The 22,061-nt window shown below is 71.8% G+C and carries 20 protein-coding genes; 5 read left to right on the forward strand and 15 right to left on the reverse strand.

Annotated features, from left to right (window positions below):
- Positions 1–53: 53 nt before the first annotated feature.
- Entirely contained in the window at positions 54–1,028 is a 975-nt protein-coding gene (gene nusA / locus ACFO9I_RS19510; RefSeq protein WP_379183930.1) for a transcription termination factor NusA, read from the reverse strand.
- Positions 1,028–1,534: a ribosome maturation factor RimP gene (rimP, locus tag ACFO9I_RS19515; RefSeq protein WP_379183932.1), complete on the reverse strand. Its 507-nt coding sequence runs from the start codon at positions 1,532–1,534 to the stop codon at positions 1,028–1,030. Before rimP ends, nusA begins: the two co-directional genes overlap by 1 nt.
- A 110-nt stretch (positions 1,535–1,644) precedes the next feature.
- On the opposite strand from rimP, the gene ACFO9I_RS19520 reads away from it, so the two are divergent.
- Both ACFO9I_RS19520 and ACFO9I_RS19525 read left to right on the forward strand, forming a co-directional pair.
- A complete protein-coding gene (locus tag ACFO9I_RS19520) occupies positions 1,645–2,199 on the forward strand; it encodes a hypothetical protein (protein WP_379183934.1) in 555 nt (184 codons plus the stop codon).
- Positions 2,196–2,630 carry a ferritin-like domain-containing protein gene (locus ACFO9I_RS19525; RefSeq protein WP_379183936.1) on the forward strand — a complete coding sequence of 145 codons (435 nt, stop codon included), beginning with the start codon at positions 2,196–2,198 and terminating at the stop codon, positions 2,628–2,630. The genes ACFO9I_RS19520 and ACFO9I_RS19525 overlap by 4 nt, the downstream gene beginning before the upstream one ends.
- A gap of 158 nt (positions 2,631–2,788) precedes the next feature.
- On the opposite strand, the gene ACFO9I_RS19530 is transcribed toward ACFO9I_RS19525, so the two are convergent.
- Both ACFO9I_RS19530 and ACFO9I_RS19535 read right to left on the reverse strand, forming a co-directional pair.
- Positions 2,789–3,508, reverse strand: coding sequence for an HAD family hydrolase (locus ACFO9I_RS19530; RefSeq protein ID WP_379183938.1), 720 nt, complete (start codon positions 3,506–3,508; stop codon positions 2,789–2,791).
- On the reverse strand, positions 3,501–5,282 hold the full coding sequence (locus ACFO9I_RS19535) for a proline--tRNA ligase (RefSeq protein ID WP_379183939.1): 1,782 nt from the start codon (positions 5,280–5,282) through the stop codon (positions 3,501–3,503). The genes ACFO9I_RS19530 and ACFO9I_RS19535 overlap by 8 nt, the downstream gene beginning before the upstream one ends.
- An 88-nt stretch (positions 5,283–5,370) precedes the next feature.
- Between ACFO9I_RS19535 and ACFO9I_RS19540 the strand changes: the two genes are divergently transcribed.
- Complete coding sequence (locus ACFO9I_RS19540; RefSeq protein ID WP_379183940.1) at positions 5,371–6,363, forward strand: hypothetical protein; 993 nt, start codon at positions 5,371–5,373, stop codon at positions 6,361–6,363.
- Positions 6,364–6,396: 33 nt separating this feature from the next.
- Here the strand turns inward: ACFO9I_RS19540 and ACFO9I_RS19545 are convergent, their stop codons facing one another.
- Positions 6,397–7,242 carry a GNAT family N-acetyltransferase gene (locus tag ACFO9I_RS19545; RefSeq protein ID WP_379183942.1) on the reverse strand — a complete coding sequence of 282 codons (846 nt, stop codon included), beginning with the start codon at positions 7,240–7,242 and terminating at the stop codon, positions 6,397–6,399.
- Between the two features lie 103 nt (positions 7,243–7,345).
- On the opposite strand from ACFO9I_RS19545, the gene ACFO9I_RS19550 reads away from it, so the two are divergent.
- Positions 7,346–8,977, forward strand: a complete 1,632-nt coding sequence (locus ACFO9I_RS19550) for a GAF domain-containing protein (protein ID WP_379183944.1) — start codon at positions 7,346–7,348, stop codon at positions 8,975–8,977.
- Here the strand turns inward: ACFO9I_RS19550 and ACFO9I_RS19555 are convergent.
- The 4 genes from ACFO9I_RS19555 to ACFO9I_RS19570 all read right to left on the reverse strand — a co-directional run bounded on the left by ACFO9I_RS19555 (position 8,966) and on the right by ACFO9I_RS19570 (position 13,597).
- Positions 8,966–9,862 (reverse strand): universal stress protein, encoded by an 897-nt coding sequence (locus ACFO9I_RS19555; RefSeq protein WP_379183946.1) that lies wholly within the window; start codon positions 9,860–9,862, stop codon positions 8,966–8,968. The two genes, ACFO9I_RS19550 and ACFO9I_RS19555, sit on opposite strands and share 12 nt — an antisense overlap.
- A 91-nt stretch (positions 9,863–9,953) precedes the next feature.
- The gene (ispG, locus tag ACFO9I_RS19560; RefSeq protein ID WP_379183948.1) at positions 9,954–11,105 is read right to left on the reverse strand and encodes a flavodoxin-dependent (E)-4-hydroxy-3-methylbut-2-enyl-diphosphate synthase; all 1,152 of its coding nucleotides are present in this window, start codon (positions 11,103–11,105) and stop codon (positions 9,954–9,956) included.
- A gap of 30 nt (positions 11,106–11,135) precedes the next feature.
- Positions 11,136–12,485, reverse strand: a complete 1,350-nt coding sequence (locus ACFO9I_RS19565; protein WP_379183950.1) for a M50 family metallopeptidase — start codon at positions 12,483–12,485, stop codon at positions 11,136–11,138.
- Entirely contained in the window at positions 12,482–13,597 is a 1,116-nt protein-coding gene (locus tag ACFO9I_RS19570; protein ID WP_379183952.1) for a 1-deoxy-D-xylulose-5-phosphate reductoisomerase, read from the reverse strand. The genes ACFO9I_RS19565 and ACFO9I_RS19570 overlap by 4 nt, the downstream gene beginning before the upstream one ends.
- 125 nt (positions 13,598–13,722) lie before the next feature.
- Between ACFO9I_RS19570 and gabT the strand changes: the two genes are divergently transcribed.
- Positions 13,723–15,078: a 4-aminobutyrate--2-oxoglutarate transaminase gene (gabT, locus tag ACFO9I_RS19575; protein WP_379183954.1), complete on the forward strand. Its 1,356-nt coding sequence runs from the start codon at positions 13,723–13,725 to the stop codon at positions 15,076–15,078.
- Between the two features lie 36 nt (positions 15,079–15,114).
- On the opposite strand, the gene ACFO9I_RS19580 is transcribed toward gabT, so the two are convergent.
- The 6 genes from ACFO9I_RS19580 to ACFO9I_RS19605 are packed head-to-tail and all read right to left on the reverse strand — an operon-like array spanning position 15,115 to position 22,059.
- Entirely contained in the window at positions 15,115–16,560 is a 1,446-nt protein-coding gene (locus ACFO9I_RS19580) for a calcium-binding protein (protein WP_379183956.1), read from the reverse strand.
- Entirely contained in the window at positions 16,557–17,960 is a 1,404-nt protein-coding gene (locus ACFO9I_RS19585; protein ID WP_379183958.1) for a calcium-binding protein, read from the reverse strand. The genes ACFO9I_RS19580 and ACFO9I_RS19585 overlap by 4 nt, the downstream gene beginning before the upstream one ends.
- 58 nt (positions 17,961–18,018) lie before the next feature.
- A complete protein-coding gene (locus tag ACFO9I_RS19590) occupies positions 18,019–18,852 on the reverse strand; it encodes an ABC transporter permease (protein ID WP_379183960.1) in 834 nt (277 codons plus the stop codon).
- Positions 18,853–18,859: 7 nt separating this feature from the next.
- Positions 18,860–19,774 (reverse strand): ABC transporter permease, encoded by a 915-nt coding sequence (locus ACFO9I_RS19595; RefSeq protein ID WP_379183962.1) that lies wholly within the window; start codon positions 19,772–19,774, stop codon positions 18,860–18,862.
- A 3-nt stretch (positions 19,775–19,777) separates the two neighbouring features.
- Positions 19,778–20,989, reverse strand: a complete 1,212-nt coding sequence (locus tag ACFO9I_RS19600; RefSeq protein WP_379183964.1) for an ABC transporter substrate-binding protein — start codon at positions 20,987–20,989, stop codon at positions 19,778–19,780.
- Entirely contained in the window at positions 20,986–22,059 is a 1,074-nt protein-coding gene (locus ACFO9I_RS19605; RefSeq protein ID WP_379183965.1) for an ABC transporter ATP-binding protein, read from the reverse strand. Before ACFO9I_RS19605 ends, ACFO9I_RS19600 begins: the two co-directional genes overlap by 4 nt.
- Positions 22,060–22,061 lie beyond the last annotated feature (2 nt).

The following is a 22,061-nucleotide window of genomic DNA, read 5'->3' on the forward strand; positions in this document are numbered from 1 at the left end:
AGGTGGTTCGGCTCACCCGTCACGGGCTCCCACCGGACCGCCCCGGCGCCTCGTCAGCCCTCGGCTGCCTCGTCGCTCCTGATGTCGATGCGCCACCCGGTCAGGCGGGCGGCCAGGCGGGCGTTCTGCCCCTCCTTGCCGATCGCCAGGGACAGCTGGAAGTCCGGCACCACGACCCGGGCCGACTTCGCGGCCGCGTCGATGATCTCGACCGAGGTGACCCGGGCCGGCGACAGCGCGTGCGCCACCAGCTCGGCCGGGTCGTCGGACCAGTCGACGATGTCGATCTTCTCGCCGTGCAGCTCCGACATCACGTTGCGCACCCGCTGGCCCATCGGGCCGATGCACGCACCCTTGGCGTTGACGCCGGGCGTGCGCGAGATGACCGCGATCTTGGTGCGGTGGCCGGCCTCGCGGGCGATCGCCGCGATCTCGACGGTGCCGTCGGCGATCTCGGGGACCTCCAGCGCGAAGAGCTTCTTGACCAGGTTCGGGTGGGTCCGCGACAGGGTGATCTGGGGACCACGCATGCCCTTGCGCACCGAGACGACCAGGCACTTGATGCGCGTGCCATGGGCGTAGTTCTCGCCGGGGACCCGCTCGCCGACCGGCAGCAGACCCTCGATCTTGCCCAGGTCGACCATCACGTCGTCGGGGTTGCGCCCCTGCTGGATGACACCCGAGATGATGTCGCCCTCCTTGCCGGAGAACTCACCGAACTTGATGTCGTCCTCGGCGTCGCGCAGGCGCTGCAGCATGATCTGCTTCGCGGTCGTCGCGGCGATCCGGCCGAAGCCGGCCGGGGTGTCGTCGTACTCCCCGACGACGTTGCCCTCGTCGTCGACCTCCGAGGCCAGGACGCTCACGTGGCCGGTCTTGCGGTCCAGCTCGACACGCGCCTGCTCCTGCGCGCCCGGCGTCTTGTGGTACGCCGTGAGCAGGGCCTGCTCGATGGCCTCCACGAGGACGTCGAAGGAGATCTCCTTCTCCCGCTCCAGCATCCTCAGGATGCTCAGGTCGATGTCCATCAGGCGTCCTCTTCTTCGTCGTCGTCGCCGGCGCCCGGCTTGCGGTTGAACTCGACCTGCACGAGCGCCTTGGCGACCTCGGCGTAGGCCACGTCGCGCGGCGTGCCCGCCACGTCGAGCGTGGCCGCCTCGTCGTCGCTGCTCGTGATCCGCCCCGTCACCGCGGAGCCGTCGACCAGGGTCACCTTCACCAGCCGGTCGGCGTTGCGTCGCCAGTGCCGGGGCAGCGTGAGCGGGCGGTCCACGCCCCGCGAGGTCACCTCGAGGGTGTAGGGCTGCTCCCCCATCACGTCGGACTCGTCGAGCACCCGGGAGACCTCGCGCGTCGCGTCGGCGACGTCGTCCAGCGTCACTCCGCCGTCCTTGTCGACGGCGACCCGGAGGATCCGTCGCTTGCCGGCGGGCGAGATCTCGACGGCCTCGACATCGAGGCCCAGGGCACTCAAGGGGTCGACGAGCTCTGTCTCGATCCGGTCCCGGGTGGCGTCCTGCCTGGCACTGCTCACGGGTGGGCGACCTCCTTGTGCTGTTGTCGAACATCCACGATAGCGGCTGCAGCCCGCACACTTCACCCGGCCGCGAGGCACCCCCGGCTCCCGGCGATAGGGTCGTCGCCGTGCCCGCCCCTCCCCTCCCGTCCCCGCACCCCGTGGCGACCCGGCGCGCGGCCCTGGGCGCGACCGTCGGGGGTGCCCTCGTGGGCCTGGGCGCGCTCACCGGGTGTGACGCGGATCGCGACCCGGCCGGCCCCCGTCCGGGCGTGTCGACGGGAGCCGCCGCGACCGAGGGCCCGGACGCAGCCCTGGTCGCCGACCTCGTCGAGCTGCTCGGCTCGCTGAGCGTGCTCACCGGACACGTCGAGACGACCTATCCCCGGCTGGCGCCGACCGTCCGGCCGTTCCGTGAGCTGCACGCCGCCCACCTGCGGGCCCTGGGCGAGGAGCCGCCGGACTCGTTCGCGCACGGCGGCCGGTTCGCCGGCCCCGAGGCCGCACTGCGCGAGGTGCGGGTACGCGAGGAGCGCGCCCAGCGCCGGCTCGTCGACGCCGCGGCGGCCGCCCGCAGCGGCACGCTGGCCAGGCTGGTGGCGTGCATGTCCGCCGGCGCCGCCCAGCACCTCGCACAGCTGCCCGGCGCCTCGACCACCACGGGCGGAGAGGTCTCCGGATGACCACGGCGGACGCACTGCAGACCACGCTCGCGGCCGAGCACGCGGCGGTCTACGTCTACGGCGTGCTGGGCGCCCAGACCTCCCGGTCGAGCAGCCCGGAGCTCTACGCCGCCCTCTCCGGGGCGTACGCCGAGCACCGGGCCCGACGAGACGTGCTGACCCGCGCGGTCACCGATGCCGGCGAGGAGCCGGTGGCGGCGGCGCCGGCGTACGACCTGCCCGCCGGTCTGGACCGGTCGACCGTGGTCACCCGGACCGCGCGCGACATCGAGGACCGGTGCGCCGCGACGTACGCCGCCCTGGTGGCGAGCACCGAGGGCTACCGTCGACGCTGGGCGATCGGGGCCCTGAACGACGCAGCGGTCCGTGTGCTCGCCTTCCGGGGAACTCCCGAGATGCTCCCCGGAGCTGACGAGTACACGGACCGCTGAGGGCCCGGACATCAAGGCCGTTGGAGGAGCCCGCCCGATGTGGGGGGGACCGACGGGCTCCTCTGCTGTGCAAAATCATGCAACACCGCCGAGCACGATGCGATGGGGATCGATCCTCACAATTCTGCAATGCACGAACCTGCATCCGGAGGCGACGGTCAGGCCCAGCCGGACACGATCCCGTGGATGTCGGAGAGCCGGTGCGCGACGGCGTCCGGCTCCCCCTCGGTGTGGCCGACCTGGCTGACCGGGATCGTGCTGTGCGGGACGTGGATCGCCCGCATCCCGGCGTTGTGGGCGCCCCACACGTCGTCGAAGAGCCGGTCCCCGACGTACACGCACCGGGCCGGGTCGACCGCGCCCACGGCCGCCATCGCGGCGCCGAACGCCTTCGGCGACGGCTTCGTCCACGGGATCTCACTGGTGTAGACGTCTCCGTCGATCAGGTGCAGCACCCCGTCGCGCTCGAAGAAGCCGCGGTGCCACGCCCGCGGCCAGATCGTGTTGGACAGCACGCCGACCTTGATCCCGTCCGCGCGGAGCGCCTCGAGCAGCGGCCCCACCTCGGGGTCGGTCGGGGTGTGCGGCTCCCAGAACTCGTAGTAGGCGTGCAGCAGCTCGGGGTCGTGGTCGAGGCCTGCCTCCGCGAACAGGTCCGCAATGGTCGAGCTCTGCTGGTGGTCGCGGCTGCGACCCCAGATGGTGTCACCGGCCGCGTGCAGCCGCTGGGCGTGCACGTGCGGGTCGTGGTGCGAGTTCACCACCGCCTGCGCGAGCGCCAGCGACTCGGCGTGGAAGTCGACGTCGTGCCAGCGGGTGAGCGTGCCGCCCCAGTCGAAGATGACGGCCTCGACGCCGCCGTCGCGCGACTCAGGCACGGACCAGGCGCACGACGTGGTCGACCACGTGGTCGGCCGGCACGTCGGTGCGTGCGCCGGTCGCCCGGTCCTTGACCTCGATGGTGCCGTCGGCCAGACCCTTGCCGACCACCACGATCGTCGGCACGCCGATCAGCTCGGCGTCCTTGAACTTCACGCCGGGGCTGACCTTGGGTCGGTCGTCGTAGAGCACCTCGATGCCCTGCGCGGACAGCTCGTGGGCGATCCGCTCCGCGGCGGTGAAGACGTGCTCGTCCTTGCCGGTGGCCACGAGGTGCACGTCGGCCGGGGCGACCTCGCGCGGCCAGGACAGGCCGAGCTCGTCGTGGGTGCCCTCGGCGATGGCGGCGACGGCCCGCGAGGGACCGATGCCGTAGGAGCCCATGGTGACCGTGACCAGCTTGCCGTTCTCGTCGAGCACCTTCAGGTCGAGCGCGTCGGCGTACTTGCGGCCGAGCTGGAAGATGTGGCCCATCTCGATGCCACGGGCGGACTCGAGCGTCCCGTCGCGGCCCTCGACCGTGCACGCCGGGCAGGCGTCGCCGTCGCGGACCTCGGCGACCTCGATGACGCCGTCGGCGGAGAAGTCGCGGCCGGCCACGAGGTCGAGCACGTGGCTGCCGGTGACGTCGGCGCCGGTGACCCAGCGGGTGCCCTCGACGATGCGGGGGTCGAGCAGGTAGCGGACGCCGGCGGGCTTCTTCTCGCCCAGCGCCCCCGGGCCGATGTAGCCCTTGGCCAGCGTCGGCCGGGCCGCGAAGTCGTCCTCGCCGAAGGGCTCGAACACCACGCCCTCACCGAGCTGTGCCTCGAGCCGCTTGGCGTCGACCTCCCGGTCACCGGGCAGGCCGACCGCCAGCGCCTCGGTGGTCCCGTCGGGGTGCCGCACCGAGAACACGACGTTCTTGAGGGTGTCCGCCGCCGACCAGGGCCGGTCCTCGCGGGGGAACCTCTCGTTGAGGTGGTCGACCAGCGTGTCGATCGTGGGGGTGTCCGGGGTGGTCTCGGCGTGCGCCGCCGGGGCGTCGTCGTACGCGACGGCAGCAGGCGGGACCGCCTCGACGGCCTCGACGTTGGCGGCGTAGTCGCAGACGGTGCACCGGACGTAGGTGTCCTCGCCGACGGCCGCCTTGGCCAGGAACTCCTCCGACCGGGACCCGCCCATGGCGCCGCTCATCGCCTTGACGATGACGTACTCGAAGCCGAGCCGGTCGAAGATCCGGATGTAGGCGTCCCGGTGGGTCTGGTAGCTGCGCTCCAGCCCCTCGTCGTCCACGTCGAAGGAGTAGGAGTCCTTCATCACGAACTCGCGGCCGCGCAGCAGCCCGGCGCGCGGCCGCGCCTCGTCGCGGTACTTGGTCTGGATCTGGTAGATCGACAGCGGCAGGTCCTTGTACGACGAGTACAGGTCCTTCACCACCAGGGTGAACATCTCCTCGTGGGTGGGCCCGAGCAGGTAGTCGTTGCCCTTGCGGTCCTTGAGCCGGAAGATGCCGTCGCCGTACTCCGTCCAGCGACCCGTGGCCTCGTAGGGCTCGCGCGGCAGCAGCGCCGGGAAGGAGAGCTCCTGGGCGCCGATCGCGTTCATCTCCTCGCGGATGATGTCCTCGATCCGGCGCAGCACCCGCAGGCCGAGCGGCAGCCAGGTGTAGATGCCGGGGGCGGCCCGGCGGATGTAGCCCGCACGGACGAGCAGCCGGTGGCTCGGGACCTCCGCGTCCGCGGGGTCCTCTCGCAGGGTCCGCACGAACAGGTTCGACATCCGGGAGATCATGGGTGGAAGGCTACTTGTGGGCGCAGGCGGCCTGCGAACCAGTTACCACCCACTGCAACCTGACGGCGCCGGAGCGCGTCCTCCGTGCATGAAGACCTCGCTCGCCGCCGTCGCGGCCTCCGCCACCGCGCTGCTGCTCGGCGCCACCGCCCCGGCCGTGGCCGCCGTCCCCGAGACCCCGGTCCGACCCGCCCAGCTCGAGCGCGGCCCGGACATGAAGATCCCCCACCTCGAGGGCAGGACCGTCGTCGACGGCGACGTCCGGGTCCCGATCGAGGCCGGTCTCGTGGTCCTGCTCGGCAGGGCCGAGTCCTCGGGCGAGTACGTCGTGGGCACCAGCAACCGGACCGGTGACGCGCGCTTCCGGGTGTTCCGTGTGACCGCCGGGGGCGAGCGCACCCCGCTGCTGCGCGACATCCCGATCTACGGCATGCAGCTCTCCGGGGACGGCACGCAGATCGGCCTGGCCACGACCCGGACCGGCGACCACACCCGGCTCCGGGTCTGGAGCACGACGGACGGCCACCGCGAGGCCTCGCGTCGCTTCCCGGGCTCGGTGTCGATCCTCGACCTCGACGAGGGCCGGATGGTGCTCGGCAGCTGGGGGCCGGACCGGACCTTCTGGTGGAACTCGCGCACCGACGCGACCAGGCGGATCGCCGGTCGGGCCGGCTACCGCGCTGACATCCGCGCGGACCGGGTGGCGGTGTTCACCAAGGACCCCTACCTCGACGGGTGCAGCGTGCTGTCGACGCTGTCCGCGCCGCGGACGACGCTCTGGAGGTCGTGCCGGGAGCGGGTCGAGGCGTTCAACCCACGGGGCACGCGGCTGGCCACGGTCCCCGTCCTCACCGACGGCCTGGGCCCGAGCGAGGTGCGCGTCCGTCGCGACGGCGGGCGGCTGCTGGCCCGCTACACGACGGCCGGGTGGTTCGGTGCACTGGACTGGGAGTCCGCGAAGGCGCTCCTGCTCGACACCTTCGGCAAGAAGAAGGCCGCCACCGTGCGCTGCGTGCTCAGCGACTGCGAGCGGGCGACTCCGCTGCGCGACACGCCGCCGCTGTGGCCCGGGCGAGCCTGAGCCAGCGAACGGCGGTGGCGCCCGCCGCGGCGGTCAGAACATGACGGTCGCGAACCGGGCCGTCTCGAGGAAGCCGACCTTCTCGTAGGCGCGTCGGGCGGAGGCGTTCCACTCGTTGACGTAGAGCGACACCACCGGCGCGATCTCGTGGCGCACCAGCTCGACGACGGCGGCCATCCCGGCCGCCGCCAGGCCCTCCCCGCGCCGGTCGCGCGGCACCCAGACGCCCTGCACCTGGGCGGCGTACGGCGACGCGCAGGCGACCTCCGCCTTGAACACCAGCCGGTCGTCGTCGAAGCGGGCGAAGGACCAGCCCCGGTTGACGAGCTGGGCCACCCGTGCCCGGTAGAGCTCGGCTCCCCCGCCGTACTCCGGCGAGATGCCCACCTCCTCGGTGTACATCGCCACGCACGCCGGGTAGAGCTCGTCCATGTCCGCGCGGGTGGTGCGCCGCACGAACGGGTCGGGGGCGATGGCCGGCGCCTCCGCGATCTGCAGGTGCGGCTGGTTCCACCGGATCTCCCGGGGCGTGCCCCAGCCGCGGGCCACGCCGTCCCAGAGCACCCGGACCGCGTCCTGCGGACCGACGATCGTCGACACCGTCCGCCCCCGGGTGAGGGCACGTTCGGCGAAGGCGCGCGCGTCGTCGGCACCGGCCTGCACCGGCACCAGATTGGCGCCGACGTGACAGGCCGACACCAGCTCACCGTTCTCGAAGCGGCCCCACATCTCCCCGCCCAGCCAGCGCGGCTCCAGCGTGGTGGTCCGGGCCCGGTAGTCGACGAACACGTTCACGACCGGGTCGCGCTCGGCCAGCGCCAGGAAGGCGTCGAGGTCGGGCGGCCCCAGGGGGCGCACCCCGTGTCGGGTCGTGAGCACGTCGTGAGCCTACGCGGAACCCGGACCCCGCACGCGTACCTCACCCTCGGGTCCGGCCCGCGAGAGCAGGTGACGGCGATCACCCGCCCGGTACCCTCATCGCGTGAAGAACGCCCGGGACGGCGACGACGACGCGGTCACACGACTGCGCGGGCTGCTGCGCGCCCAGGCCGACATCATCGGGGTGCTCGACCTGCAGACCGTCCTGCGTCGCATCGTCGAGGCCGCGTGCGAGCTGGTGCACGCGCCGTACGGCGCCATCGGCGTCATCTCCCCGGACGGCTCCGGGCTCGACCAGTTCATCCACGTCGGCATGGACCCCGCGACCGTCGAGCACATCGGCTCGCTGCCGCAGGGCAAGGGGCTGCTCGGCGCGCTGATCGAGGACCCGCGGCCGATCCGGCTCGCGGACCTCGGCGTCGACCCCCGCTCGGCGGGGTTCCCGGAGGGGCACCCGCCGATGCGTGGGTTCCTCGGCGTCCCGATCCGGGTCCGTGACGAGGTGTTCGGCAACCTGTACCTCGCCACGCTCGAGGTGGGCGGATTCGGCCCCGCCGACGAGGAGGTCGTGACCTCCCTGGCCGCCATGGCCGGCGCGGCGATCGAGAACGCCCGGCTCGTGGGCATCCTCAAGCGCCGCCAGACGTGGCTGCAGGCATCGACGGACACGACCTTCCAGATGCTCACCGGCTCGCCCGACGAGGTCTTCCAGATGATCGGCGAGAGCATCAAGGAGATGGCCGGGGCCGACATCGTCACCGTCGTGCAGCCCAGCCCCGACGGCGAGCGGCTGGTCGTCGAGGTGGCCATCGGGGAGGGCGCCGACGAGGTCAGGGCCTCGACCTACCCGATCGAGCACACGCTCAGCAAGCATGTCCTGGACACCGGCCGGGCGGTCGTCGTCGACGCCAGCCGCGACACGCTGCCCATGCCGGGCAGCGTCTACCTCACCCAGGTGCTGTCGGTCGGCCCGGTGATGGTCCTGCCCCTGATCGGGGCCACTTCCACGCGCGGGGCGCTGGTGATCGGCCGGATGCGCGGCGGGCTGCGCTTCACCGAGGACGAGGTCCACCTCGCGTCGGCGTTCGCCAACCACGCCTCGATCGCCCTCGAGCTGGTCGAGGCGCGCCGGGACCAGCAGCGGATGCTGCTGCTCGAGGACCGGGCCCGGATCGCGCGCGACCTGCACGACCACGTCATCCAGCAGCTCTTCGCGGCGGGGATGGGCATCCAGGGGGTCGCGGCCGGGCTCGACGAGCGCCGCGCCGCGCAGCTCGAGGAGGTCGTGAGCCGCGTCGACGAGGCGATCCGGCAGATCCGGTCGTCGATCTTCCAGCTGACGCCGCACCGTTTCGGCGGCCACCTGCGCAACGCGGTCATGGACGTCGCCACCGAGGTGACCCCGGCGCTGGGCTTCTCGCCCGAGGTGAGCTTCAGCGGGCCGGTCGACATCCTCAGCGACCCCGAGCTCACCGGTGACGTCTCGGCCGTCATCCGGGAGGCGTTGACCAACGTGGCCCGGCACGCCAGGGCGAGCAGGGCCCAGGTGTCGGTGACCGGCACGACCGACGAGATGACCGTGACGGTGACCGACGACGGTGTCGGGCTCAGCAACACGGAGCGTCGCAGCGGGCTCGCGAACCTCCGCCGTCGGGCCGAGCGACGGTCCGGGTCGCTCTCGATCGAGGACCGTGCCCCCGGCACCCGGATCGTCTGGAGGGCCTCAGTCTCCTGAGGTCGGCTCCCCCGGCACCACCGCGACGCTGCAGGCGGCGTGCTCCGTGACGGCGCGGCGTATCCCTCCCAGGCCGAAGGCGCCCACGCCGTGGCGCGGGTGGCTGCCGAGGACCACCATGCTGGCGCCCTCCGACACCCTGGTGAGGTGGCCGGACGCCGACCCGCGACGCAGCTCGCACTCGACCCGCACGTCCGGGTGACGCGCGGACGCCTTGGCCACGGACTCCTCGAGCGCCCGACGCTCGGGCACGTCCTCCTCGACCGGCCCCTCGTGGGGCCGGTGCAGCCCGCCCACCTCCAGCGCCAGGCAGCGCACCACCGTGAGCCGGGCACCGTGCAGCTCGGCCTGCCTGAACCCGAACTCGATCGCCGCGTCGCTGTCCGACGTGCCGTCCGAGCCGACCACGATCCAGCGCCGGTCCTCGGCCTCGGCCTCGCCGCGGACCACCACCACCGGGCAGGGGGCGTGGTGCGAGATCCAGCTGCCGGTCGAGCCGAGCAGCAGGTGGCTCATCGCCCCGCGGCCGCGCGAGGCGACGACGAGGAGCGAGGCCGACCTCGCGGCCTCCGCGAGCGCCTCGCGAGGGTCGAGCGTGCTCCACACCAGGGTGACCGGCACGTCCGGGGACTGCTCGCGGGCCTCCTGGCGGGCGCGGTGCAGCACCTCCTCGGCGGCCTTGTCGAGGGCGTCTGTGAGGTCCACGCCGGGGAACGTCGCGCCCAGCGAGGAGTAGACCACCGGCCGTGGGTCATAGGAGTGGAGCACGCACAGCGGACGCTGCTCGAGCTCGGCCTGCCGGACCGCCCAGCGCAGGGCGTGGAAGCTGGGGTCGGAGTCGTCGATGCCGACGGTGATGGCGCCGGCCGGGACCTCATCTGTCATGGGTCCAGCGTCGGGGGCGCCGTGCGCCGCGGGCAGCGGCGTACGACACCTCGCGACCGGGACCAATGGCCCTGCCGGGCGGGGGTCGGTGCTAGGAGACGGTGACCTGGGCGCCGGCGCCGTCGACCGACTCCATGCCCTCGGCGATGCGCATGGCCTCCTCGATCAGCGTCTCCACGATCTTGGACTCCGGCACGGTCTTGATGACCTCGCCCTTGACGAAGATCTGGCCCTTGCCGTTGCCGGAGGCGACCCCGAGGTCGGCCTCGCGGGCCTCACCCGGGCCGTTGACGACGCATCCCATGACCGCCACGCGCAGGGGCACCTCGAGGCCGTCGAGGCCGGCGGTCACCTCGTCGGCGAGCTTGTAGACGTCGACCTGGGCGCGGCCGCAGGACGGGCACGACACGATCTCGAGGCGACGCGGCCGCAGGTTGAGCGACTCCAGGATCTGGAGGCCCACCTTGACCTCCTCGACCGGAGGCGCCGACAGCGAGACTCGGATGGTGTCGCCGATGCCCTTGCTGAGCAGCGCACCGAAGGCGGTCGCGGACTTGATGGTGCCCTGGAACGCCGGCCCTGCCTCGGTGACACCGAGGTGCAGCGGCCAGTCACCGCGCTCGGCGAGCATCTCGTAGGCGCGCACCATGACCACCGGGTCGTTGTGCTTGACCGAGATCTTGAAGTCGTGGAAGTCGTGCTCCTCGAAGAGGCCCGCCTCCCAGACGGCCGACTCGACGAGGGCCTCCGGGGTGGCCTTGCCGTACTTCTCCAGCAGGCGCTTGTCGAGGGAGCCGGCGTTGACGCCGATCCGGATCGAGGTGCCGCGGTCCTTCGCGGCCGCGGCGATCTCCTTGACCTGGTCGTCGAACTGGCGGATGTTGCCCGGGTTCACCCGGACCGCCGCGCAGCCGGCGTCGATCGCGGCGAAGACGTACTTCGGCTGGAAGTGGATGTCGGCGATCACGGGGATCTGGGAGTGCTGCGCGATCTCGGGCAGGGCGTCGGCGTCGTCCTGGCTCGGGCAGGCCACCCGCACGATGTCGCAGCCCGACGCGGTGAGCTCCGCGATCTGCTGCAGCGTGGAGTTGACGTCCGCGGTCAGCGTCGTGGTCATCGACTGGACCGAGATGGGCGACTCGCTGCCGACGCCGACCTTGCCGACCTTGATCTGGCGGGTCTTGCGGCGGGGGGCGAGCACCGGCGGCGGAGCGGCGGGCATGCCCAGGCTGATCTCGGTCATGTGGTCAGGTTACTGGCCCACCTGCACCTGTCAGGAGTCGAGGTGCAGCGGGACGACGAGGTCACCGACGATCAGCACCACGCCCATCACCAGCAGGCACGCGGCCACGCCGTACGCGATCGGCAGGAGCTTCGCCACGTCGACGTACCCGGGGTCCGGGCGCCCGCGGAGCCGGGCCAGGGCACGCCGGGCCGCCTCCCACAGCGCCCCCGCGATGTGGCCACCGTCGAGCGGGAGCAGCGGGAGGAAGTTGAACATGCCGATGAAGAAGTTGAAGCCCGCGATGAGCATCAGCAGGAACACCGCCTTGTCCACGAGCGGGAACCCCTGCTCGGAGACGGTCTCCCCCGCCAGCCGGCCGCCGCCGACGATGCTGACCGGGCTGTCGATCGCCCGCTCCTTCACGCCCGCGATCGCCTCGGCGACGCCCCAGACCTTGACCGGGAGCGTGCCCAGCGCCTTGACCGTGTCGACGGTCATGGTGCCCATCTGGTCGAGGGTGTAGACGGCGCCGCCGGAACCGAACGACGACTGCGGGACGAAGCCGAGGAAGCCCACCGGCTTGAGCGTCTGGTCGGTCGCGGAGGTGGGGCGCGGCGTGACCATGGTGTTGGTGGTCAGCACCATCGTGCGGCCGTCGCGCTCGATGGTGATCTTCGCGGCGCCGTCGTCGTTGGCGCGGATGGCCGCCTGCAGCTGGGTCCACTCCGTGATCTCGGTGCCGTTGAAGGCGACGATGCGGTCGCCCTCCTTGAGGCCGGCCTTGACCGCCGGGCTGACGGGGTCCTCGGCGGTGCAGACCCGGCCGTCCTCGGAGGCCGGGACCACGCAGGCCTCGACCCGGTCAACCACCGGGGAGATCCGCACGTCACCGGGGTTGCCGTAGGTGGAGAACACCGCGAGGAAGATGCCGAAGGCGATCAGGATGTTCACCGTCGGCCCGCCGGCCATCACGATGACCTTCTTCCACCACGGCATCTTGTAGAAGAGCCGCTCGGAGTCCTCGGGCCGGATGGTCTCCCACTCGGCGGCACGGGCGTCGGAGATCAGCTGGGTGAACATGCCGGTGTTGGACTTGCGGACCCGGACCACCTGGTTGCCCCGGGCGTCCTCGGTCACCTCGTCGGCCAGCTGCTCGGCCCCCGGCGGCAACATCCCGACGATCTTGACGTAGCCGCCGAGCGGGATCGCCTTGACGCCGTACTCGGTCTCGCCGACCCGCTTGCTCCACACCGTGGGGCCGAAGCCGATGAAGTACTGCGTCACCTTCCCACCGAACTTCTTCGCCGGGATCATGTGTCCGAGCTCGTGCAGGCCGATCGAGGCCAGGATGGCGACCGCGAAGATCACCACGCCGAGCAGGTAGTACAGGGCGGTCATTCCCCACCTTCACAAGCCGTGCCGTCGATGGTCCGGGTGGCCTCGGCGCGAGCCCACCCGTCGGCAGCCAGCACGTCGTCGACGGTCAGCCGCTGCCTCGAGGGTACGTCGTGGTGGGCCAGGACCGCTGCCACTGTGGGAACGATGTCGTTGAAGGCGAGCCGGCCGGCCCGGAAGGCGTCGACGCACACCTCGTTGGCCGCGTTGTAGACCGCGGGCGCGGTGCCGCCGGCCTCCCCCGCCCGCCGGGCCAGGGCGACGGCCGGGAACGCCGCGTCGTCGAGGGGGAAGAACTCCCACGTCTCCGGCCGGGTCCAGTCCACGGGCGGCGCGGCGTCCGGCACCCGGTGCGGCCAGCTCAGCCCGAGCGCGATCGGGATCATCATCGTCGGCGGGCTGGCCTGCACCAGCGTGGAGCCGTCCACGAACTCGACCATGGAGTGCACGACGCTCGTGGGGTGCACCACGACCTCGATGCGGTCGAAGGGGAGGTCGAAGAGCAGGTGCGCCTCGATCACCTCGAGCCCCTTGTTGACCAGGGTCGCCGAGTTGATGGTGATGACCGGCCCCATGTCCCAGGTGGGGTGGTTCATCGCCTGCTCGGGTGTGACGTCGGCAAGCTCCTCACGGGTGCGGCCGCGGAACGGTCCGCCGCTCGCGGTCAGCACCAGCCGGCGCACCTCGTCGGGGCTGCCGGCGCGCAGGCACTGCGCGAGCGCCGAGTGCTCGGAGTCGACCGGCACGATCTGGCCGGGCTTCGCCCGGTCGAGCACCAGCGGGCCGCCCATGATGAGCGACTCCTTGTTGGCGAGCGCGAGGGTGTTGCCGGCGTCGAGCGCGGCCAGCGTCGGCCGCAGGCCCACCGCGCCGGTGATGCCGTTGAGGACGACGTCGCAGGCACGCCCGGCCGCCTCGACGCTCGCGTCCTCGCCCAGGCCGTGGAAGGCCGGCGAGAACTCGGCCACCTGCTGCTCGAACAGCTCGGGGTTGCCGCCTCCGGCGGTCAGCGCCACCACGCGGAACCGGTCGGGGTTGGCGCGGACCAGGTCGAGGGCCTGGGTGCCGATCGAGCCGGTGGAGCCGAGGACGACGACATCACGGGGCGTGCTCACGCGGGCCAGTCTCCCGCATCGGGCCCCCGCCTCGTCCGGCCGGGGCGCGACGCCGCGCCGCGATGCCGGGAATCGTCGCCGTCCCGCCCCTGCACAACCGGAACCGCAGCACCTAGGCTCTGCACATGACCGATTCCTCCGTCGTCACCAGCACCGGTGGGCCCACCCTCCCCCAGGAGCGTCGCCTCGTCACCGACATCCCCGGCCCCGCATCGCGGGAGCGGCTGGACCGCAAGAAGCAGCACGTCGCGGACGGCGTCGGCACCACGCTGCCGGTCTTCGTGACCGCGGCGGGCGGCGGCGTCCTCGTCGACGTGGACGGCAACTCGCTGATCGACCTCGGCTCGGGGATCGCGGTCACCAGCGTCGGCAACGCCGCCCCCGAGGTCGTGAGCCGGGTCCAGCAGCAGGTGGCGGCGTTCACCCACACCTGCTTCATGGTCACGCCGTACGACGGCTACGTCGACGTCTGCGCGGCGCTGGCCGAGCTCACCCCGGGCGACCACGCCAAGAAGTCCGCGCTGTTCAACTCGGGCGCCGAGGCGGTCGAGAACGCCGTGAAGATCGCGCGCGTGGCCACCGGGCGCGACGCCGTCGCGGTCTTCGAGCACGCCTACCACGGTCGGACCAACCTCACGATGGCGATGACGGCGAAGAACATGCCCTACAAGCACGGCTTCGGGCCGTTCGCGGGCGAGGTCTACCGCGCCCCGATGTCGTACCCGTTCCGCGACGGGCTCTCCGGCGAGGAGGCCGCCGCCCGCGCCATCGACGTGATCGAGAAGCAGGTCGGGGCCACCAACCTGGCCTGCATCGTGATCGAGCCGATCCAGGGCGAGGGCGGCTTCGTGGTCCCGGCGCCGGGCTTCCTGCCCGCGCTGTCGGCCTGGTGCACCGCCAACGACGTGGTGTTCATCGCCGACGAGATCCAGTCCGGCTTCTGCCGCACCGGCGACTGGTTCGCCTGCGACGACGAGGGCGTCGTCCCCGACCTGGTCACCACCGCCAAGGGCATCGCCGGCGGTCTGCCGCTGGCCGGGGTGACCGGCCGGGCCGACCTGATGGACTCCGTGCACGTGGGCGGGCTCGGCGGGACGTACGGCGGCAACCCGGTCGCCTGCGCGGCCGCGCTCGGGGCGATCGAGGAGATGCGCAGCCACGACCTCGCCGGTCGGGCCCGGCAGATCGGCGCGATCATGCACGAGCGGCTGACCGCGCTGAAGGAGGCCCACCCGATCATCGGCGACCTGCGCGGGCGCGGCGCGATGATGGCCATCGAGCTGTGCGAGCCCGGCACCCTGCTGCCCGACCCGGTGCGCACGGCCGCGGTCTCGGCGTACTGCCACGCCCAGGGCGTCGTCACCCTGACCTGCGGCACCTGGGGCAACGTCTTCCGCTTCCTGCCGCCCCTGGCGATCTCCGACGCGCTGCTGCACGAGGCGTTCGACGTGGTCAGCGAGGCGTTCGCCGCCACCGCCTGACCCCGCTCCGGCGATCCCGCCCGGGGGTGGGCGGGATCAGCAGCTCGTCTCGGTCTCTGCCGAGCACGTGTCGTGCCCGGGGCCGCCGTCCGCGACGTCCTTGCCCGCGCCTCCGCGCAGGACGTCGTCGCCCTTCCTGCCCTCCAGGGTGTCGGCGCCGCCCCGGCCCAGGACCGTGTCGTCGCCGCCCGCGCCCCGGAACACCTCGTCGCCGGCGGACCCGCGGAGGCGGTCGTCGCCCGAGGAGCCGACGAAGACCTCGAACGCGTCGAAGCGCAAGCGGTGGGTGAGCTCCTGCACCTGGAACGAGGTCGTGCCCGCACGCGCGTCCAGCTCTGCCGGGTAGCGACTGTTGAGGCGCAGCGTGTCGCTTCCCGCGCCACCGCTCGCTGTGGCGTCGACGGAGAAGAGGAGGTCGACGACGTCGTCACCGGCCCCGCCGGACGCGTGCGCGGTCCGGCTGACCAGGCTGATGTGGTCGTCGCCGGGCCCGGCACGCAGCTCCGGCACGGCGTCCGGGGCAGGGTCCGCGCTCGCCAACGGCAGCTGCATCTCGGCGACGAGCTGGTCGGCGCCGCGGCCGGCGTCGGCGCGGCCCGAGTAGATCGTGATCCGGTCGGCACCGTCACCGGCCCGGACCGAGTCCCGGCCGGCGCCGTCACCACCGTCGAGGCAGTCCGCGGCCGGGCTCCCCTCGATCGTGTCGGCGTACGGCGTACCCGTCCAGCACTCGACTCGGCTCGCCCGCGTGGTGCCGCCGCTGCTCACCACGTCGCCGGTGGAGACGTCGATCGCCACCCCGGCGTCCATCTGCGTGCGCGGAGGCACGCCGACCTCCCCGTAGGTGTAGGCGAGCTCGTCGTCGCCGCGACCTGCGTCGACCAGGTCGGCGCCGGGGGTGCCGATCACCTCGTCGTCGCCGTCCCCACCGCCGACCTCGTCATTGCCCGCACCGCCGTCCAGCCGGTCCGCACCCCCGAGCCCGGTCAACCGGTCGTCGCCCGGTCCGCCGATCAGCTCGTCGCCCCCGGTGGCGCTGCCGGTGAGCACGTCGTTGCCGGGGCCGCCGAGCTCCTGCGCGGCCGCCCCGGCGGCGGTGACCGTGTCGTCGCCCTCGTCGCCGTAGACGACCACGGCGGGCCGGTCCGGGTAGCCGTAGTCCCAGCCCTCGTCCAGCACGATCACGTCGTCGCCGGCGCCGGCCTGGATCACCGCATCGCCCCTGCCACCCTGGCAGACCAGGTCGTCACCACCGGCGTCGACGAACACGTCCCGGTAGTACTTGTCCGCACCTCCGAGCCAGACCACGTCGGGTCCGGGGGTCCCGTAGAGCCGGTCGGCACCCGTGGTGCCGACGATCGTGGCCGGCCTGCCCTGGCAGGTGGCCTCGGCAGCCTGAGCGGCGCCCACCTGGGCGAGACCTGCGAGCGCCAGGGCACCAACGGTCGCCACTCGTACGACGGTCGACCTGACGCCACTCATGCCCCCGCCTCGCATTCCTCTCGACGCTCCGCGGAGCACCGGTCCCGCCCGTTCCCGCCGTCGGCGAGATCGGGGCGCCCGCGCTGACCGCGAAGCACGTCGTCGCCGCGGCCGCCCTCCAGGACGTCGCGGTCGCGTCCACCGTCGAGGCGGTCGCGACCGGGCCCGCCCTTGGCACGGTCCTCGCCGGAGCCCCCCGAGAAGCTGTCGCCGGACGCGGAGCCGCGGAACCGGTCGTTGTAGTCAGAGCCCATGACCGCCTCGAACGAGGAGAAGTCCACGGTGGTCTGGAACTCCCGAGGGGTACCTGCGACCAGCCCCTCGGCACTGTCGACGAGCCAGCCCACGGCGGATCCGTCCTGCCGGTTGAGCTCGGAGAGGTCGAGAAGGTCCGCACCACGACCACCATCAGCCGCCATCTGGAACCCGTTGGCGTAGACGTGGTCGGCGCCCGGCCCGGCGTCCACGGCGATCGAGGTCCGGATGGCGTCGGGGGGCTCGTTGTAGTCGCTACGGAGGTAGTCGGCCCTCACCAGGTCGGACCCGCCACCCGCGGTCACCGTGCCCGCGTAGATCCGCACGAGGTCGTCGCCGTCGCCCGCGTCGATCGTGTCCGCACCTGTGCCTTCGCCGCCGTCGAAGCAGTCCGGCCCCGCGGACCCGGTCATGGTGTCGGCCTTGCTGGTCCCTTCCCAGCACTCGTTCCCGGTCACCGAGTCGACGTCGGGACCGGACCTGACCGTCCCGGTGACTGCGTCGACCACGACCGGGTCGGGGACGAGGTCGTCCTCGAAGCTTCCGGTCTCGTCGCCGTTGTAGTTCTCGTTGTAGGTCACCAGGTCGTCGCCCGCGCCGGCGTCCACGGAATCGCTGCCGGGCCCCTCGGAGACCCGGTCGTCCCCGCCACCGGCCCGGATATCGTCGTCCCCCTCGCCGCCGCCGAGGAAGTCCCGCCCGGCGCCGCCGACGAGCACGTCGCTGCCGGGCCCTCCGGACAAGCGTGCGCCCTCGCCCGCAGGTGCCACCAGCCGGTCGTCCCCGGACCCGCCCGACACTTGCAGGACGCCCGTCCCTCCTGAGCCGTCGAGGTGGACCTCGTCGTGCCCGTCGCCTGCGTCGACGTCGGCTCCGCCGAGCCCGCCCTGGCAGACCAGGTCGGCGCCGTCGTCCCCGTGGAAGATGTCGTAGCGGTGGTCCTGGCCCTCGAGTGCCGTCCCGCCCAGCCACACGACGTCATCACCGGGCGTGCCGTACAACGTGTCGGCGTACGGCGTCCCGACGATGGTGGCGGTGCGGCCCATGCAGGTCGGCGCGTCCGCCGCCCGGACGGGCGCCGGCCCCACCAGCCCGACTGCGGCGACGGCCACGACGCCGGCGACATGGATGGTCCTCACGCTCATGCTTCCCCCTGTGGTCCGCGCCGCCCCGAGCCAGCCGCAGCGCCCGGGCGAGGCTACCTCAGCGAGCGCCCGTCAACCCCTCGGAATGGCTGCCGGAGAGCCGCTGCGCGAGGTAGATCGGGATCGCGGACAGGATCACCAGCACCGCCGCGACCACGTTGACGACCGGCCCCTGGCTGGGGCGGAAGAGGTTCTGGAAGATCCAGATCGGCAGGGTCTGGTCGGTCGCGCTGATGGTGAAGGTGGTCACCACGATCTCGTCGAACGACAGCCCGAAGGACAGCAGCGCACCGGCCAGCAGAGCCGAGCGCAACATCGGGAAGGTGACCAGTCGGAAGGTCGTGAACGGCCCCGCCCCCAGGTCCATCGAGGCCTGCTCGAGGTTGCCCCCGAGCCGCTGGAGCCGAGCCTGGACGTTGTTGAAGACGGTCACGATGCAGAACGTCGCGTGCGCGACGACGACCGTGAACAGGCTCAGCTCGACACCGAGGATCGTCGTGAACGCGTTGCTCAGCGCGATGCCCGTGACGATGCCGGGCAGCGCGATGGGCAGGATGATGACCAGCGAGACCACGTTGCGCCCGAAGAACCGCGTGCGCCGGAGGGCCAACCCCGCGAGGGTGCCCAGCACCAGCGACACCGCGGTTGCAGCGAGCGCCACCTCGACACTGGTCCACAGCGCGGACCGGGCGCCCTGGCTGTGCGCGGCCGCGTCCCACCAGTGGAGGGTCAGGTCCGGCGGCGGCCAGGTGAAGGTGCGGTCGACGTTGAAGGAGTTGACCACGACGAGCACCAACGGCGTGTAGACGACGACGAGCACGAGCACGGTGAATCCGAGCAGGGAGGCCCGCAGGCCCCGGGACATGGTCGCCGAGCCGGTTGTCGATCTCATGGACACCTCACAGGTTCTCCAGGGCGCCGGTGCGACGCACGGCGGCGAGGTAGATCAGGATGACGACGATCGGCACCGTGGCCACCGCGGCAGCGAACGGCAGGTTGTTGGCGGCACCGATGTTGTCGTAGACCACGTTGCCGAGCAGCTGGCTGGTGCCGCCCACGATCCGCACCGCGATGAAGTCACCCATCGACAGCGAGAACGTGAAGATCGACCCGGCCACCAGCCCCGGGAAAGCCATCGGCAGCACGATCCGGCGCAGCGTCGTCGTCGAACGTGCCCCGAGGTCGGAGGACGCCTCCATCAGCGAGTCGGGCAGACGTTCCAGGCCTGCGAAGACCGGCAGGATCATGAAGGGCAGCCACAGGTACGCCAGGGTCACGGTGGTCGCGACGAGCCCGAAGCCGGGTGAGCTCAGGCCGAACGGGCCCAGCAGCCAGTCGAGCAGACCACCCTCGGACAGCATCCCTCGCCAGGCGAATGCCTTCACGAGGTACGACGCCCACAACGGCATCAGCACCGCGATCACCAGCAGTCGCCGCGTCCGCGTCGAGGCGACCTTCGCCATGTACAGCGCGATCGGGAACGCGAGCACAGCGTCGATCACGGTGACCAGCGCCGCGACCGCCAGGGTGCGGACCGTGATCGTCCGGTAGACCTCGATGGTGAACAGGTCGTGGAAGTTCTCCAGCGTCCAGCTGCGCTGGATCTGGCCGGTGAAGTCGTCCTGGGTCCACAGCGAGGTGATGAGCAGCGCAGCCAGCGCGCCGAGGTAGGCGACGCCGAGCCACAGCAGCGGCGGGGTGAGCAGCAGCCCGGTCCGCACGTCGGGTCGGCGTCCGAGGCGCGAGACCAGGGAGGTTCCGCGCTCGGACCTCGACACGTCCGGCCCCGGCACGGGCGCCTGCGGGTCGACCACCTGCTAGCCCTTGATCTCCGTCCAGGCCTGCGTCCAGTCGCCGTAGTCGGTGCACTTCACGTTCGTGCGGCCGTCGAGGCAGTCGGAGATCGGCGTGGTCCAGTACCAGAGCTGGTCGGAGTAGGCCTTGTCCTTCGCGTGGTAGGAGTCGCAGAACTTCTTGTCGACGGTCAGGTCACAGGCCTTGGTGTTGGCAGGGGCCTCGCCGAAGTACTCCGCGACCTGGGCCTGGGGCCCGGGGCTGGTGATGTAGTCCATCCAGGCGTAGGCGCAGTTGGAGTGGTCGGAGTCGGGGTTGACCATCCAGGTGTCCGACCACCCGGTGGAGGTCTCCTCGGGGAAGACCGTCTTGATCGGCGCGCCCTCGGCCTCAGCCGTGAGGGCGTTGTACTGCCAGGCGGTCCCGATCACCGTGTCGCCTGTCGTGAACCCCTGCACCTCCGTCAGGTAGTCCGACCAGTACTCCGACACGTACTTCCGCTGCTTCTTGAGGAGGTCGACGGCGGCGGCGAGCTGGTCCTGGTCGAGCGCGTAGGGGTTCTCGATCCCCAGCTCCGGCTGGTGCTTCATCAGGTAGAGCGCCGCGTCCGCGATGTAGATCGGCGAGTTGTACGCCGTCACCTTGCCGGCGTACTTCGAGGCGTCGTCGAAGACCGCGCCCCAGCTCGTGGGCGCCGGCTTGACGACCTCGGTGTTGTAGGCCAGGAGGTTGGCACCCCAGCCGTGCGGGATGCCGTACATCTGGCCGTCGACGGAGTTCCAGTCCCGGTCCTTGAGGAAGTCCTCGATGTCGGCGTAGCTCTTCACCAGGTCGGTGTTGACCGGCGCGGCATCCCCGGAGGCGATCAGCCGCAGCGACGCGTCGCCCGAGGCCGAGACCACGTCGTACTGGCCGGTCTGCATGAGCTTGACCGCCTCGTCGGAGGTGTTGAAGTACTTCACGTTGGCCTGGCACCCGGTGTCCTTCTCGAACGGGGAGACCCAGTCCACCTTGGGGTCGTTGCTGCCGTCCTCGGCGTAGCCGGGCCAGGCGAGGATGTTGACCTGGCCCTCCATGTCGCCCAGCGACTCCTTCATGGCGACGTCGGGGGGCGTGAACCCGCCCCCGCTGCTCGAGTCCGAGCTGCTGTCGGAGCTGGTGCCACATCCCGAGACCGCGGCCAGCAGGACGACGCCCGCCAGCGCCGTGAACCGTCTGGAGCTGATCTTCTTCATGCTGTCTCCTCCTCAGGGGACGCCTCCGGGTCGGGACGGGACCCGCCCAGGGACACCAGGTTGTCGCGCTGCCAGGTGAGCACGACCGGTCGGTCACGCCGCTCCAGTGCGGCGTCGATGGTGCGGTCGGTGTTCTGGTGCGAGACCGTCAGCGTCACGCCCGCATCCAGGTCGACCACGGAGTGGGTGCTGGCACCGAGGTAGACGACCTCGCGGACCACGCCGCGCGCCACGCAGGTGGACGCGTCGGCGCTCGGGGCGCCCTCGGGGGCCACCATCACGACCTTCTCGGGACGCACCACGAACGTGCCGTCGTTGCCGACCAGCTGCCGCGCCACGTCGCCGGTCAGCAGGTTGGAGGTGCCGACGAAGCCGGCCACGAAGGCGCTCGCCGGGTGCTCGTAGAGCTCGACGGGCGTCGCCAGCTGCTCGATGCGCCCCTCGTTGAAGACCGCGATGCGGTCGCTCATCGTGAGCGCCTCCTCCTGGTCGTGGGTCACGAACACGAAGGTGATGCCGACCTCGCGCTGGATGGCCTTGAGCTCGATCTGCATCTCGCGGCGCAGCTTGAGGTCGAGGGCCCCGAGGGGCTCGTCGAGCAGCAGCACCTTGGGCCGGTTGACCAGCGCGCGGGCCAGCGCGACCCGCTGCCGCTGGCCGCCCGAGAGCTGGTGCGGCCGCCGGTCGCCGTACCCCTCGAGCCGGACGGTGGCGAGCGCCTCCTCGGCGCGGGTACGCCGTTCGCCGCGCGGCACCTTCTTCACGCGCAGGCCGTACTCGATGTTCTGGCGCACGCTCATGTGCGGGAAGATCGCGTAGTCCTGGAAGACCGTGTTCACGTCACGGGCGAAGGGCTGCCGGTCGGTCACGTCGTCGCCCGCGAGCAGGATCCGGCCACCCGTGGGCTGCTCGAACCCGGCGATCAGCCGCAGCACGGTGGTCTTGCCGGAGCCGGACGGGCCGAGCATCGAGAAGAACTCGCCGTCGGCGATCTCGAGGTCCAGGTCGTCCACCGCGCGCACCTCACCGAAGTGCTTGCTGAGCCCACGGAGGGCGATCGCCGTCGACATGA

Source organism: Nocardioides sp. GCM10023255 (assembly GCF_042653125.1).
Classification (GTDB): domain Bacteria; phylum Actinomycetota; class Actinomycetes; order Propionibacteriales; family Nocardioidaceae; genus Nocardioides.

Bases quoted from the DNA above. Each gene is read 5' to 3' on its own strand.
- ACFO9I_RS19590 (WP_379183960.1), bottom strand. From the start codon at position 18,852: ATGAGATCGACAACCGGCTCGGCGACCATGTCCCGGGGCCTGCGGGCC.
- ispG (WP_379183948.1), bottom strand. From the start codon at position 11,105: ATGACCGAGATCAGCCTGGGCATGCCCGCCGCTCCGCCGCCGGTGCTC.
- ACFO9I_RS19555 (WP_379183946.1), bottom strand. From the start codon at position 9,862: ATGACAGATGAGGTCCCGGCCGGCGCCATCACCGTCGGCATCGACGAC.
- ACFO9I_RS19565 (WP_379183950.1), bottom strand. From the start codon at position 12,485: ATGACCGCCCTGTACTACCTGCTCGGCGTGGTGATCTTCGCGGTCGCC.
- gabT (WP_379183954.1), top strand. From the start codon at position 13,723: ATGACCGATTCCTCCGTCGTCACCAGCACCGGTGGGCCCACCCTCCCC.
- ACFO9I_RS19600 (WP_379183964.1), bottom strand. From the start codon at position 20,989: ATGAAGAAGATCAGCTCCAGACGGTTCACGGCGCTGGCGGGCGTCGTC.
- nusA (WP_379183930.1), bottom strand. From the start codon at position 1,028: ATGGACATCGACCTGAGCATCCTGAGGATGCTGGAGCGGGAGAAGGAG.
- ACFO9I_RS19525 (WP_379183936.1), top strand. From the start codon at position 2,196: ATGACCACGGCGGACGCACTGCAGACCACGCTCGCGGCCGAGCACGCG.
- ACFO9I_RS19585 (WP_379183958.1), bottom strand. From the start codon at position 17,960: ATGAGCGTGAGGACCATCCATGTCGCCGGCGTCGTGGCCGTCGCCGCA.
- ACFO9I_RS19605 (WP_379183965.1), bottom strand. From the start codon at position 22,059: ATGTCGACGGCGATCGCCCTCCGTGGGCTCAGCAAGCACTTCGGTGAG.
- ACFO9I_RS19580 (WP_379183956.1), bottom strand. From the start codon at position 16,560: ATGAGTGGCGTCAGGTCGACCGTCGTACGAGTGGCGACCGTTGGTGCC.
- ACFO9I_RS19540 (WP_379183940.1), top strand. From the start codon at position 5,371: ATGAAGACCTCGCTCGCCGCCGTCGCGGCCTCCGCCACCGCGCTGCTG.
- ACFO9I_RS19535 (WP_379183939.1), bottom strand. From the start codon at position 5,282: ATGATCTCCCGGATGTCGAACCTGTTCGTGCGGACCCTGCGAGAGGAC.